This window comes from Pseudovibrio sp. POLY-S9 (genome assembly GCF_001431305.1).
Lineage (GTDB): Bacteria > Pseudomonadota > Alphaproteobacteria > Rhizobiales > Stappiaceae > Pseudovibrio.
This window is the reverse complement of sequence record NZ_LCWX01000122.1, coordinates 60,160-73,893: the sequence shown is the minus strand read 5'-3', so window position 1 is coordinate 73,893 and position 13,734 is coordinate 60,160. Positions and strand designations below refer to the sequence as shown.

Annotated in this window: 12 protein-coding genes; 6 read left to right on the top strand and 6 right to left on the bottom strand. The window is 51.1% G+C overall.

Going from position 1 to position 13,734, the window contains the following annotated elements; genetic code table 11:
* Both PPL9_RS33180 and PPL9_RS09870 read right to left on the bottom strand, forming a co-directional pair.
* A partial coding sequence (locus PPL9_RS33180) for an MFS transporter (protein ID WP_244273375.1) occupies positions 1-473 on the bottom strand: 473 nt, incomplete at its 3' end.
* A gap of 492 nt (positions 474-965) precedes the next feature.
* A complete protein-coding gene (locus PPL9_RS09870; RefSeq protein WP_208980702.1) occupies positions 966-2,483 on the bottom strand; it encodes a DUF3360 family protein in 1,518 nt (505 codons plus the stop codon).
* A gap of 1,025 nt (positions 2,484-3,508) precedes the next feature.
* On the opposite strand from PPL9_RS09870, the gene PPL9_RS09865 reads away from it, so the two are divergent.
* The 3 genes from PPL9_RS09865 to sfsA all read left to right on the top strand — a co-directional run bounded on the left by PPL9_RS09865 (position 3,509) and on the right by sfsA (position 7,338).
* Complete coding sequence (locus PPL9_RS09865; protein WP_082596721.1) at positions 3,509-4,924, top strand: TrkH family potassium uptake protein; 1,416 nt, start codon at positions 3,509-3,511, stop codon at positions 4,922-4,924.
* A 234-nt stretch (positions 4,925-5,158) separates the two neighbouring features.
* On the top strand, positions 5,159-6,610 hold the full coding sequence (locus tag PPL9_RS09860; protein ID WP_057462539.1) for a TrkH family potassium uptake protein: 1,452 nt from the start codon (positions 5,159-5,161) through the stop codon (positions 6,608-6,610).
* A gap of 23 nt (positions 6,611-6,633) precedes the next feature.
* Entirely contained in the window at positions 6,634-7,338 is a 705-nt protein-coding gene (sfsA, locus tag PPL9_RS09855) for a DNA/RNA nuclease SfsA (protein ID WP_057462538.1), read from the top strand.
* Positions 7,339-8,033: 695 nt separating this feature from the next.
* Here sfsA and gpt read toward each other — a convergent pair.
* The 4 genes from gpt to PPL9_RS09835 form a co-directional block, all read right to left on the bottom strand.
* Positions 8,034-8,537 (bottom strand): xanthine phosphoribosyltransferase, encoded by a 504-nt coding sequence (gene gpt / locus PPL9_RS09850; RefSeq protein ID WP_057462537.1) that lies wholly within the window; start codon positions 8,535-8,537, stop codon positions 8,034-8,036.
* A 10-nt stretch (positions 8,538-8,547) separates the two neighbouring features.
* Positions 8,548-9,288, bottom strand: a complete 741-nt coding sequence (locus PPL9_RS09845; RefSeq protein WP_057462536.1) for a competence/damage-inducible protein A — start codon at positions 9,286-9,288, stop codon at positions 8,548-8,550.
* Positions 9,289-9,425: 137 nt separating this feature from the next.
* On the bottom strand, positions 9,426-10,625 hold the full coding sequence (locus PPL9_RS09840; RefSeq protein WP_057462535.1) for an FAD-dependent oxidoreductase: 1,200 nt from the start codon (positions 10,623-10,625) through the stop codon (positions 9,426-9,428).
* Positions 10,626-10,723: 98 nt separating this feature from the next.
* Positions 10,724-10,969, bottom strand: coding sequence for a zinc-finger domain-containing protein (locus tag PPL9_RS09835; protein ID WP_057462674.1), 246 nt, complete (start codon positions 10,967-10,969; stop codon positions 10,724-10,726).
* A gap of 290 nt (positions 10,970-11,259) precedes the next feature.
* On the opposite strand from PPL9_RS09835, the gene PPL9_RS09830 reads away from it, so the two are divergent.
* From PPL9_RS09830 to PPL9_RS09820, 3 genes are all read left to right on the top strand, one after another.
* Positions 11,260-12,012 (top strand): alpha/beta hydrolase, encoded by a 753-nt coding sequence (locus PPL9_RS09830; RefSeq protein ID WP_057462534.1) that lies wholly within the window; start codon positions 11,260-11,262, stop codon positions 12,010-12,012.
* Complete coding sequence (locus PPL9_RS09825; protein WP_057462533.1) at positions 12,009-12,881, top strand: alpha/beta hydrolase; 873 nt, start codon at positions 12,009-12,011, stop codon at positions 12,879-12,881. Before PPL9_RS09830 ends, PPL9_RS09825 begins: the two co-directional genes overlap by 4 nt.
* A gap of 205 nt (positions 12,882-13,086) precedes the next feature.
* A partial coding sequence (locus PPL9_RS09820) for a serine O-acetyltransferase (RefSeq protein ID WP_082596709.1) occupies positions 13,087-13,734 on the top strand: 648 nt, incomplete at its 3' end.

Genomic DNA, 13,734 nt, shown 5'->3' with positions numbered 1-13,734 from the left:
GCCAGACCGCGACGATCAGGATACCAGCGGATCAGGGTGGAGACGGGTGAAACATACCCAAGGCCCAAGCCACAGCCGCCAATGACGCCATACCCCAGATACAGCAGCCAGAGCTGATGGGTCATGATGCCAATTGAGCCGATGATGTAACCACCTCCCCAGCAGAAGGCAGCTGTTGTGCCAACGCAGCGTGGGCCAACTTTCTCAAGCCATTTGCCTGCAACAGCAGCAGACAGGCCAAGAAACAGAATTGCGACTGAGAAGATCCATACTACTGAGCTGAGAGACCAATCTTCAGCTGCAGGTGCTATGCCACCGATTTCTCTGACAAGTGCCGGATTGTAGATACTCCATGCATAGGCAGAACCGATGCACAGGTGAATTGCAATGGAAGCCGGTGGAACGAGCCAACGATTGAAGCCCGGCTTGGCTACGATCGCGTCTTTCAGCATAAAGCTTGGTATTTTAAACATCAGCAAACCCCTAGAGCAATCAAAGCAGTTTGCATTGCCTCGCCCGGCAAACCGCCTTGATCTTTTGTTGCGACTACATCCTGTTTTCCGAAAATCGAGCCCCATTTCGGGAATGCGCCTAGGAGGCAGGCGAGAGGGAGGAAGCCTGTATCCATACGTTGAGTCTGCATCTAACACATGGTTAGTTGAAATCGCCAGAGTCTATCACGTTATAGATGTAATCTATTACAGTGTGAGTTTGTGGAGGATAGAGCAAAGCCGAAAGCAGAAAGTGGTGCGGTGAAAAATTTTGCACGCTCTGATTTATTTTGAAATATCAGAGGAGTAGGACTGCTTGGTGCCTATGAATATGCCAGATGAAGGTGAGCTTGTCATCCGTACTGTGCGTTACTGACGTGAGGTTTTACGCAGGTGCGTATTGTCGCAGTGCCTAAGGAAACGAAAAAAGCGCACCGCTGGGCGATGCGCTTTTAAGATTTAGTGCGGTTCAGCTTACAAGAGAGCTGGAATACCTGGGAGCATGCCAACTGCCGCCATTGCCAGAGTACAGATGATCACTGCACCTGCTGGAATGATAATGCGGTCTGCAAAGCTCAGACGTTCTGCACGTTCCTTGTCGCCAATGAGACCATTGTTGTCGAGGAACATGGTGATTGCCCATGCCAGAACAGGGTTGGTCACGATGGCTGCGAAGATGCAGATACCAGCGGAGTTGGTGTCGTTGCTGGATTTCACCATCTGCAGGCCAGCTTCCAGAAGTGGAAGGAACACACCAACCAGAAGAGCACAGGACATCACTGGCTGCCATACTGCTACGTCCATTGGGTAGCCGATGGTTGCGATAACGATGCATAGTGCGCCGAGCAGGATTGCGCCTGCAGGGATAGGACGCTTCGCGATCGCTGCCGGGATCATGTAGGTGCCCCAGGAGGAGGTGATGTTACCACCGCCGAAGAATGTACCGGTGAACTGGCGCAGGGAGCAGCAGGTCATGGTGTCATCAACGTCCATCAGAACTTTATCTGTGTTCTTAGGGTAGTTGAGTTCCTGGAAGATACGGTGGCCGAGGAAGTCCGGGGACCACATTGCGACTGCCAGAATTGCCCAAGGCAGAGATGCAACGAAGTGGTTGAAGCTAGGGATGCCAAGCTGCCAGCCGGTCTCAGTAGAACCCCACCAGTACCATGGATTCATGTTTGGCAGGCCAGGAGCTGTGGTGAACTGAAGGTCAACACCTGCGCCGAGTGCGAGCGCCAGAACAACCGCGATGACGGAGCAAGCTGGAATTGCGAGCCAGCGCTTACCGACCTTTGCGAGGAAGGCGTAGAGCACGATGTTGACGGCAAAGATTGCCAGAGCGACGTAAGAGAGGCTGTAAGCCAGGTCATGCTTAGCCTGCAGGCCGCCAGCCCAGCTGAAGAGGGATGTGATTTGCCCCTTTGCCCCCATGAAGCCAAGGAACACGAGCAAACCGCCAGCAACGCCCTGACTGGTCAGGTTCACCAGACGAGAGCCGCCTTTAAAGTAGCTGAGGAGTAGGCCGAAGGCACAGACGAGTGCTGCCAGTGCCAGAGGGTGCGCGCCTGCAAGAGCGATGGAGCCAATGAGCGGGATCATTGGACCGTGGTTGCCTGCAAGGTTTGCGCGTGGGTTGAGAAAACCAGAGCCGATGATGCAGAAGAGCAGCGCCGGGATGAGCATCTCAACGCGAACCACCTCAATGATCCATTCAGCACCAAGGTTGACGTGTGGCCATTTTGCTGTGAGGCCGGTTGCCCATGCTGTCATAACCGCAGAGTACATCACGGAGATGCCGATTGTGCCTGCAATTGCGGGAACAAAATCTTCCATTTCAAAACGGAAGTCGCGGCCCGGCAGGTTGAGACCCCAACGGCGTGGTTTCATAATCTGGAGTTCGTGGTCCAGATAATCAGACCGTTGTTCGAACTCGCTCGCAGGCTTGTGTGCCTCGCTATAGGATTCTTCGTGTTTGTCTGTCTGCTGAAGCATAACAGCCATTCTCCATAAAACTGACGGAGGAAAGGAGAGTGTGCTTTCACGGTGCTTGCTTGTGAGCGAAGCTGATGAAGGCATCTCACGTCATGGCCTTGATTTCTGGTTTGCTGGGAGGAGTTGGAACCGTCAGGATTTTCGGGTTTTGAGTTGCAGCTTAATGGGAGGTGTAAAAGTGCAACTGCGTCAGCGGCTTCAAACTCGCTGTAACTTTCCTTCCGGGTTCCAGGGTCTTTTCAAGAGACCGTGCAAACCACAAATTCAGACCATGAATACCCTTCCCCTGTTCTTCAGTTCCGAAAGGTCCCTACCTGAAATGACGTAGGGAAGCTTACGGTGTTCAGCGAGAACTTGCAGAAGGATGCAGCTTAAATAAAATCGTATGAGTCTATCGCGTCATTGATGAAATCTATAAGACGAAAAACTGCGACAATATGAGCTATCTAATTGATTTTATTGAATTGCCTTGTTTTTAGGTGCTGTGAAATTTCAGGCTGCAATATCTTATTTAAAACAACAGTATAATGAAATTAATTCACTTTGAGCGGGTGTTAAGGCTAATGAAAAACGTGATCTGAGGATCACATCCTGTCGCGGTAGAATGACTTATAGGTAGTATTGTCGCAGCGCTGTGGGAACTTGTAATACAAGTGTTTTTCCGAGTTTAAATTGGACTTTGCAGACACCAAGTTGGCTTCACGCCCGGTAAAATTGTGCCTCGATGGCTATGCACTTTGCCGAGGTGAGAACATTCCGGATAAGAAAAAACTTGGCTGACCCCTACTTTTGGCGTAGATAGGCGATCCATCCTGCCGGACTTATCTACGGGCTCGTTATGAGCCCCAAATTTTCACTTCCCAGTAACCTCAAAAATCATCGAACCGATTTGTTGTGTCTGTTTGCTGAGAAGTTTAACCGAGTTTCTGTAGGATTTGAGATTAAAGCGTGTTGGTGCACTCGCCAGAGGCGAAGCCCATCTTGAAATGAGAGATATTATGGCACTGGTGGGTCCCGTATTACGGGTGCTTGGATACTTTCTGGTTGGGCTGGCCATTTTGATGCTGGCGCCTGCATTGCTGGACATTTACTTCAGCAATCCCGACTGGATTGCGTTTGCACTCTCTTCTCTGTTTGTTGGTTTGTTTGGCCTGCTGCTTGCTGTTTCTACGGCCAACTACAAACTCGAACACCTCACCATTCGACAGGCGTTTTTGCTGACCACAGCATCGTGGATTGTGATGCCAGTCTGCGGCGCTCTGCCCTTTCTCAGCCTTGGGATCGGTTTCGAGAACGCTTTTTTTGAGAGCGTTTCTGGGTTTACGACCACAGGTTCCACGGTTCTGATTGGTCTGGATGGTATGCCTCCTGGCTTGTTGTTCTGGCGTTCCCTGACCCAGTGGATCGGCGGTGTTGGCATCATCGTTATGGCGATCTTGCTCATGCCTTTGTTGCGTATTGGCGGTATGCAGCTGTTTCGGACAGAAAGTTCTGATCGCGGAGAGAAGATTGTTGCCCGTGCGACGGATCTGACGCGCTTGATTGGTGGCGTCTACATCATGCTGACGCTGACCTGCATGATCCTTTATGTGTTTTCTGGCATGTCGTTGTTTGATGCGGTGAACCATGCAATGACGACGTTGTCCTCTGGTGGATTTTCCACCCACGATGCATCCTTTGTATATTTTGAGAGTACAGCCGCGGAATGGGTGGCTGTGGTCTTTATGCTGGCTTCGGGTTTGCCGTTCGTTGTACTGATCAAATCCTTGACCAAGAATCCGAAAGCACTTCTGCAGGATCCTCAGGCGCGAGTCTTTATTTTACTTATCATTGTCCTCTCCAGTTTGACTGCTCTGTATCTCGGTATTGAGAACAAGTTCACGTTTGGCCGTGCTGTGGTTGAAGCACTGTTTGTGGTGATTTCAATTATTACTACAACCGGCTATGGCCTTGGCGATTATACGGCCTGGGGTCCTCCGATGATGGGCTTCTTCCTGATGCTGACGTTTATTGGTGGCTGTACAGGCTCGACCAGTGGTGGCATCAAGATTTTCCGCTTCATCGTGTTCTTTGGCACTGTTCGTGCGTACATGAATAAGATGATCCGGCCTGATCAGGTGGTTCCTGTCCGGTATGGCGATACAAAGATCACGCCTGAACTAGCGTTCTCGGTTCTTGCGTTTCTGGTGGTCTATATGGCCACTGTGGGGCTGATTACTGTCATTCTTGGTGGACTTGGTTTGGATTTGGTGACTGCTATGAGCGCAGCGACGACTGCGGTTTCTAATGTAGGCCCAGGACTTGGTGATGTTGTTGGCCCTATCGGAAACTTTGCCGACATCCCCAACAGTGCGAAGATTGTGCTTTCTGCGGCAATGTTGCTGGGGAGATTGGAACTCTTTACAGTGCTGGTGCTGTTTAACCCTCAATTCTGGCGTTGACGCAACGTCCCTGAAAGACTAGGGATTTCGTGCATTGAGCATGTTTGGGCTGTCCGGTTTCATTCTTGTTGTGTGAATAGGTAGTTGTCCGATTAATTCAATTGCCAGATATCACTAAGTGGCCTAAAACCAATGCTTCATAAATGTTTGAGAGCATACCGTTCCAATCTCGTCCGTTAAGGGACAACATGTGACTAGCGGGCGGGTTAAATTGGATTTTATATCGGCGGATTGATGTTGGTTTCCATACGACCGGTTTTAAGTGTGCTTGGGTACCTTTATGTCGGCCTCGCTGCTGCCATGCTCGTCCCTGCATTTGTGGATGTTGTGTCGCGTAATGCTGACTGGCAAGCCTTTATTATTTCAGCATTAATTACCGGTCTGGTTGGCATGTTGCTTATCGTGGCCATGGGTGGTGCGCTGCGTGACGGGCTGGATACGCGCCAGACCTTTATCCTGACAACTTTATGCTGGGTCTCGTTGCCCGCGTTTGGGGCTCTGCCGTTTTTGTGGCTGGGTATTGCGTATGTCGATGCTGCGTTTGAGGCAGTGTCGGGATTCACCACCACCGGCTCTACTGTGCTGACGGGTCTTGATTCACTTCCGCCAGGGCTGCTTGTGTGGCGTTCGTTGATGCAGTGGATGGGCGGTGTTGGCATCGTTGTTATGGCGATCGTGCTTTTACCGTTTCTGCGCATTGGTGGAATGCAGCTGTTTCAGACAGAAAGCTCCGACCAGAGCGAAAAGATTGTCAGCCGTTCCATTGAGTTGATCCGGCTGATCAGTTTGACGTATCTGCTTCTGACCAGTCTTTGCATTGTGCTTTACTGGTTCTCCGGCATGACGATGTTTGATGCGTTCAACCATGGTCTCACAACAATTGCGACGGGTGGTTACTCTACGCATGATAATTCCTTCGGGTACTTCACCAATCCGGTGACTGGCTGGATTGCAGTTGTTTTCATGATTGTGGGCGCGCTGCCGTTCGTGCTGATCATTCAGGGGTTGCGCGGTCAGCCGATGTTGCTGTGGCGGGATCCGCAAGTACGGGCGTTTCTGTGGCTCGTGGGTTTGATTTCTCTTGCTCTGACGATTTATCTCGGCACTTCTGGCAATGCAGATAGTTTTGGTAGTGCGATCCTGCAATCCGCGTTTAACGTGATTTCTGTGGTGACGGGTACTGGCTATGCCATGGGCGATTATACCGCTTGGGGAGCTCCGGTGATCGGTCTTGCGTTCCTGCTCAAGTTTGTTGGTGGCTGTACAGGTTCGACAACAGGCGGGATCAAGGTCTTCCGTTTTCTCGTGTTCTTTGGAACCGTGATTGCGCATATGCGCCGGATGGTGCGGCCTAACCGTGTGATCTCTGTAAGCTATGGCAATACGCATCTGACGCCAGAGCTTACGTTCTCCGTTCTTGCGTTCCTTGTGGTTTACATCGGTACAGTTGGTATTCTGACGCTGATCCTGTCTCTGTTTCATCTGGATCTGGTGACTGCTGTGTCTGCCGCTGCGACATCCGTTGGTAACGTTGGCCCAGGCCTTGGCACCATGATCGGGCCATCTGGCAACTTTGCTGCGCTGCCTGATCCAGTGAAATGGATCTTGTGCGCTGCGATGTTGCTGGGGCGTCTGGAACTGTTTACGGTTCTCATTCTTCTGGATCCTGATTTCTGGTCCAAATAATCTGAATAATTTGGAAGGTCGCTATGCGATTTGATGTACCGCTGGTCACTGGCCGGCTGATTAAGCGTTACAAACGGTTTCTAGCTGATGTGAGCCTCGATGATGGCGGTGCTGAAATCACAGCGCACTGTGCCAACTCGGGCTCCATGATGGGTTTGAAAGATCCGGGCATTAAGGTCTGGCTGACGCCTAATGATGATCCGAAGCGCAAGTTGAAATACTCCTGGGAAATGCTCGAGATTAACGGTGCGATGGTGGGTATCAATACCAGCCGTCCGAATGGCCTGGTCGAAGAGGCTATTGAAGCAGGGCGTATTCCTGAGCTTGTGGGTTATGAGAAGCTGCGTCGTGAAGTGAAGTACGGCAAGAACTCCCGTATCGATATTCTGCTGGAAGGTGAGGGTGACAAGCGCACTTATGTTGAGGTGAAGAACGTCACGCTGGCCCGCGAAGATAGGATCGCAGAGTTTCCTGATGCTGTGACCGCGCGTGGAGCAAAGCATCTTGATGAACTGGCGGATATGGTCCGGGAAGGCCATCGTTCTGCAATGGTGTTTCTGATCCAGCGTGATGATTGCGATGCGCTTGTTCTGGCACGTGATATTGACCCGAAATATGGTGAGGCATTTGATGCGGCTGTAAAGGCAGGTGTTGAAGTCTACGCGATTGGATGCCGGCTGGATACTGATGAGATCATCGCTGATCGGTCTATAGAGGTGCGCTGTTAAGGCGGACAAGCCTAAAAAGAGCATGGTATCTGATGATGCGTATACACCTGCACTGGAAGCACCGCATAGCCTCCCATGCAGTGTTGGACCAGAGTTCCCGTAAGTCGGGATGAGCAAGGCGGCAGGCAAAACCTGTGCTACTTGTTAGAAATGAGTCTTTGGCATTGGCTACGCACCTTGCCCGGGCATTTTGATATGGACAACATCGCCTCTTATCCTGAAAGACACGATAGCCAGTTTCCTGGAAAGACAACGGCTTTGCTTTGGCAAGTTTCCCGGCCTAAACAGGCCCTCTGTCCCTGACATTTATTGCTCTGACCAGTAAATGCCACTGCGTGATGCCCTTCAGACTTGGGCCCTTCCTCTCAGACCATGCAGTCACGTCTGAAAATCGGTTCCACCGGACCTTTGAAAGATGCGTTACCTCTCTCAAAAGCCCCACCCAGCCCACGACACGCTGACGGACGGTCCGCCAGCTGCCCGTCACGTGGGCATAGAGTTAGTATGAGGGCACATTTGAGCAAGGGGGATAAGTTTGTCTAAGATAGCCGCTAGTCCGACGTTATTCATCGCTTCGTATAGTGCTGCCAAAATGCATTTATGAAGGTTGGATCATTACCGGCTTATGAACGGAAAAAGCCCCGGCGGTGAGGCCGAGGCTTTGGAAACTCTTATGCAGAATTCCGGCGGGTTGATTAGCCTGCGGTATCTTTAGAGATTGGTGGCTGGAACTGCATGCCCAGATCCCATGGGAAGTACACCCAGGTGTCCTGAGAAACCTCAGTCACAATGGTATCAGCCAGATCGCGGCCCATTGGTTTGGCGTAGACGGTTGCAAAGTGTGCTTTTGGCAGCATTTCGCGAACAACTTTTGCAGTCTTACCGGTGTCGACCAGATCATCGATGATGAGAATGCCTTCACCGCCTTCAGAGCCGACCACTTTCGGGTCGATTGGCTTGATGACCTTCAACTCACCCTGATCGTCGTAGTCGTGGTAAGATGCAATGCAAACTGTTTCGATGGTGCGAACACCCAATTCGCGCGCAATAATGCCAGCTGGAACAAGACCACCACGTGTAATGGCTACAATCGCTGTAAATTCGCCTTTGTCGGCGAGGCGCCAAGAGAGGGCACGGCAATCGCGGTGGAATTGGTCCCAAGAGACCGGGAATGCTTTGGATTGCTGCTGATTATCCATGTGTCTTCTTTCAAAGAAATTTTGTCTTTGCAGCTTCTACGGCTGCTCGGACGGCTTCACTGGCCTGTTCCAGTACATCATTTGACCTAGATCGCACAACAACCTGTGTGGAAAATACTCCATCTTTTGACTGCGGATAAGAGCCAATAGAGGTTTCGGGGAAGTTTTTCTGTATTTCCCCTAGGTCTGTGGCAATGCGACTTTCAGGAAGAGCGGCCTCAATAGTCACTGAAAGCATCTTTTGACTGGTTTCAAGCGTTGGGGCAATGGCATCGACCATGGATTGCATGATGGCTGGTACGCCTGCCATCACGTACACGTTCTCCATTCTGAAACCGGGTGCGATGGACACCTTGTTTTCAATCAGGTCGGCTCCATCAGGCAGGCGAGCCATGCGCTTGCGGGCAGGGGTAAAGTTTTCTGCACCGTAGTGATCTTCCAGAAGCTTGTAAGCGCGTGGGTCCAGATCAATCGATACGCCGAAGGCCTTTGCTATGGCATCTGCTGTGATGTCATCATGCGTTGGGCCAATCCCGCCGGATGTGAACACGTAGGTGTATTCTGCGCGAAGAGCGTTGACGGCTTCCACGATCTTTTCTTCTACATCAGGAACGACGCGGACTTCAGACAGATCGATGCCGATATCTGTGAGGTAGGATGCCAGAAAGCCGATGTTTTTGTCTTTGGTCCGACCAGACAGGATTTCATCGCCAATAACGACATATCCCGCTGTGATGATCTTATTGGTCATGGCTTTCTGTATTCCTGAAATATGGGTGGCTTTGACAGCTAGAAGGCGTTGTATTCATACACCAAGCTCTAGCTCTTCATTTTTATGCGTATGCTTATCCGAAAACCGGAGCCACCTTGGGGGAGTAGGCTCTAGTTTCAATCGTTATGATCTTCTGGCGACCACTCATAGATCCAGTTCAACCGGTCAAGAAGCTGACTTGGTGTGTTGGACCGCATGACAAGGTCTCGTGCAATGCGAAGAGGGAAGCCCATATGGTAGACCCAATCATTCCATTTAACGAGCTTGCTCATCTTTTCAATACGTGGACGGCGGGTAGTCTCGTAGGCTTGCAAGGCTTGCGGTGTCGCACCATGTTTGTCGACCATCTTGGACAGGACTGCTGCATCTTCAATTGCCATTGCCGCACCTTGCGCTGAGAATGGCAGGATCGCATGAGCAGCATCGCCGATAAGTGTTACAGGCCCTTGCGTCCACGCAGGGCGAGTGTCGACCTCGCACAATGACCAACGGCTCCACGTTTCTGGCAGGTAGACTAGGCGCAACGCTTCTGGCGCCCAATTGCGGAAGTGTTTACGGACGTGATCACTGCCAACCGGATGGGACCAGGTGTCCTCTTTCCAATCTTCCTTGGTGATGGCGACGATGTTGAGCAGCTTGCCATTCTTTACTGGATATTGAACCAGATGAGCATCACGTGCGAGCCATAGGCCTGAGGTGCTCAGCAGAGGTTCCAGATTGAAAGGCGGCTCTGCTGTTGCTCTGTAGGCCACGAAACCTGTGTGCTTGGCTGCGGCGCCACCCAATGTGTTCTGACGGATGCTTGAGCGGACACCGTCAGCCCCGATGAGCAGATCAAACTGATCCGGCACGTCAGCAAGAGCTTCTGTGAATGCCGCTCCCTGAAGCTTAACGGTATCACCGTTGATTTCGGCGGTCTCTACCTTGGTATCCAGCCGCAGAGTGACTTCCGGTGTGTTCTGGACAGCTTCCAATAACAACTGTTGAAGATCTGCCCGGTGAATCACGTAGTATGGCGCGCCATAGCGGTCTTCAGCAATGCGGCCAAGTGGAACGGTTGCAAGTTGAGACCCATCTTGGCCGGAGCGTATATTGACGCTGGCTGGAGAGACGGCTCTGGACATGAGCGCAGGGCCTAAGCCAAGAGCCTGCATACATCTCATTGCATTGGGAGATAGCTGAATTCCTGCGCCGACTTCGGAAAGCTCTGGGGCAGCGTCGAACAGAAAAACACTGTGGCCCTTACGGGCAAGGTATAACGCAGCTGTAAGTCCGGCGATCCCGGCTCCTGCGATAGCAATATTTTTTGGTATCATTACGCAGCTTGCTTGCCGTGCTTTGCCTGAGGTTATCGGGATCAGGCAAAGCAATGTGATTACTGTTTATTCGTTTTATCGGTCAGATGACGCGGTTGTTAAGCCGCATCAGGTACCCAAGCGCAGTCAGCTGGATTAGATTCTGCGGAACCGAGCTCAGCATCGTAATGGTAAAGCGTTGAGCAGTATGGGCAGATTATGTTGTCATCAGCACCCATGTCGAGGAATACGTGTGGGTGATCTTGTGGGGGGCGTGCGCCAATGCACATAAATTCTTTAGCGCCGATTTTAATGGCGTCAACGCCATTGGTGTTGTGAAAGTGGGGTACGACTTTACCGGCCATTTTTTCGCCAAGCTCCATGGAACAAAAATTTGCCGCCGACATTAAATTGGTTCGGGTGAAAAAGACAGGTTTTCTAGTTGATTGATTGCTTTGGGGCCTATGCGGTCCACAACTGTACTGCGTTTTTTCACCTAGCGCTGAGGTTTTTCGGCGGAACTGGTGTTGTCTCAGCCTCTGTGAATAGTTGAGGGACTAGTCCAAATTGATAGTTCTTTGGTCTTTTCTTTCTCCACCCTTACATTTACCCTCCCATGATCCCATAGTTTTCCTTTACGTAAACGTTAGGTAATATGCCAATATTCAATAATAATGATCACCCTATCGCTTATCTTGATGAAGGAGAGGGCGACCCGATCCTGCTGATCCACGGATTCGCATCCAACAAGTTCGTCAACTGGGTGTATCCCGGCTGGGTTGATTTGTTGGTGAAGGATGGCCGCCGTGTGATTGCGATTGATAATCGTGGTCATGGTGAAAGCTACAAGTACTACAATGCAGAGGATTATGGCGCTCCGGTTATGGCCGAAGATGCGCTGAAACTGCTGGATCATCTCTATATCGATAAAGCGGATTTGCTTGGCTATTCCATGGGCACCCGCATTTCTGCGTTTTGTGCGCTGCAAGCACCGGACCGGGTGCGCTCGCTGTCGCTTGGCGGGATGGGGTATGGGTTGATTTCTGGTGTTGGTAATCCTGAACCAATCATTGAAGGGCTGTTGGCTGACAAGGTCTCTGATGTGAAAGACCGGACGGGTCGTGCCTTCAGAGCCTTTGCCGAGCAGACCAAATCAGACCGGCGTGCGTTGGCAGCGTGTATGCAGTCAGCCCGGAAGCCTATTTCTGAGGATATGGTCTCTAAGATTACAGCGCCGACACTTGTTGCTGTTGGTACAAACGATGATGTGGCCGGTGATCCTAAGGCGCTTGCTGATCTTATGCCGAATGCCAGTTATTTGGAGATTACCAACCGGGACCATATGACCGCTGTTGGCGACAAGATTTTCAAAAAAGGCACATTAGAGTTTTTGGAGCAATTTTCATGAATAGAGGCACCCACGAATTTATCGGAGCCGATGGCAACCGTATTGTTGCAGACCGGTTCGGCTCAAAAGGTCAGCCGGTGATGATGATGCATGGTGGCGGGCAGACGAGACATTCGTGGGGCAAGACTGCTGAGATGATCGCCAATGCAGGTATGCAGGCGTTTTGTCTTGATATGCGTGGACACGGGGACAGTGCGTGGGTTGAAGGGGAGAAATACTTCTTTTCTGACTTCGGTGCAGATGTTGCTGCAGCTGCCGCGCAAATCTATGAGGAAACCGGTTTCAAACCAATTGCGATCGGTGCCTCATTAGGTGGTCTTGCGTCTATTCTGGCTGAGGGTGTTTTGCGTCCAGGTGTGTTGGCTGGCGTTATTCTGGTTGACGTGACCCCGCGCCTAGATGAAGGCGGAGTGAGTAAGATCCTGTCGTTTATGGCTGAAAAGGTCGAGGACGGGTTTGGTAGCGTTGAAGAAGCGGCGGACATGATTGCCTCTTATCTTCCGCATCGAAAGCGCCCCAAGACATTAGATGGCCTTTCGAAAAACCTGCGTTTACGGAAAGATGGGCGCTATCGCTGGCACTGGGACCCTCGCTTTATCACGCATCATGCTGATCGTGCTGATATGAAAGACAAGGTGCAGAGTGAGCTGTTGGAGGCAGCAGCTAATCTCAAAGTACCGAGCATGCTTGTTCGTGGGGCAGCGTCAGAGCTTGTGAAACAGAGCCATGTCGATGAATTTCTCGCATTGGTTCCCCATGCACAATTCACAGATGTGAAAGAAGCTGGTCATATGGTGGCAGGCGATGTGAACGATATTTTCACTGCTGCGATCATGCCATTTTTAATAGAGTACCAAGCGGCAGCTTAAAATTAGAACCAGTTTCTGATTTTTGAAAGAAATGTAGGTTCACTTTCTAATTGCCTATACAGGTTTGGTACGCGCTTTCTCTAATGGCAATACTGCGTGATGTACTATAGGCGGATAATTCATAGTGAGTGGGTGGGGCTTGGATCGAGACAGTCTGCACCTATGTAAGGTTGAATAGGTCCTATCCATAAAGGAACGCTCTTTCATGGTGCAATTTTCTTCAAGTAGCCCCAAGGAGTTCGCATCGCATGATCCTGTTTGGGATCGCGTGAAAGCCGAAGCCCAGGCGATGGCTAGCTCTGAGCCAGCACTTGCGTCTTTTGTTTACGAGACGGTGCTGAACCACTCTTCTCTAGAGGAAGCGATTGTTCATCGTGTGGCTGACCGGCTAGGCCATGTGGTTGTCTCTTCTTCTCTTATCCGCCAGACTTATCTGGATGTACTGGATCAGGCTCCTGATATTGTTCAGGCCTTCCGTGTTGATCTGGGTGCTGTTTTTGATCGCGATCCTGCCTGTGACCGTTTCCTGGAACCTCTGCTTTATTTCAAAGGGTTTCATGCGCTGCAGACACACCGGTTAGCCAACTGGTTGTGGAAGCAGGGGCGAGAGGATTTCGCGCTTTACCTGCAAAGCCGTTGCTCTGAAGTGTTCCAGATGGATATTCATCCTCAGGTTCCAATTGGGCGGGGCGTTTTCTTTGACCATGGTACCGGCATTGTGGTTGGCGGCACTGCTGTTATTGAAGACGATGTCTCTATTCTGCAAGGTGTGACACTTGGTGGTACGGGCAAGGTCTCAGGCGACCGTCATCCGAAGATCCGTCAGGGCGTGCTGATTGGTGCGGGTGCCAAA

Coding starts and splice junctions, on each gene's coding strand:
- PPL9_RS09870 (WP_208980702.1), bottom strand. CDS start 2,483: ATGCTTCAGCAGACAGACAAACACGAAGAATCCTATAGCGAGGCACAC.
- PPL9_RS09860 (WP_057462539.1), top strand. CDS start 5,159: ATGTTGGTTTCCATACGACCGGTTTTAAGTGTGCTTGGGTACCTTTAT.
- sfsA (WP_057462538.1), top strand. CDS start 6,634: ATGCGATTTGATGTACCGCTGGTCACTGGCCGGCTGATTAAGCGTTAC.
- gpt (WP_057462537.1), bottom strand. CDS start 8,537: ATGGATAATCAGCAGCAATCCAAAGCATTCCCGGTCTCTTGGGACCAA.
- PPL9_RS09845 (WP_057462536.1), bottom strand. CDS start 9,288: ATGACCAATAAGATCATCACAGCGGGATATGTCGTTATTGGCGATGAA.
- PPL9_RS09840 (WP_057462535.1), bottom strand. CDS start 10,625: ATGATACCAAAAAATATTGCTATCGCAGGAGCCGGGATCGCCGGACTT.
- PPL9_RS09835 (WP_057462674.1), bottom strand. CDS start 10,969: ATGGCCGGTAAAGTCGTACCCCACTTTCACAACACCAATGGCGTTGAC.
- PPL9_RS09830 (WP_057462534.1), top strand. CDS start 11,260: ATGCCAATATTCAATAATAATGATCACCCTATCGCTTATCTTGATGAA.
- PPL9_RS09825 (WP_057462533.1), top strand. CDS start 12,009: ATGAATAGAGGCACCCACGAATTTATCGGAGCCGATGGCAACCGTATT.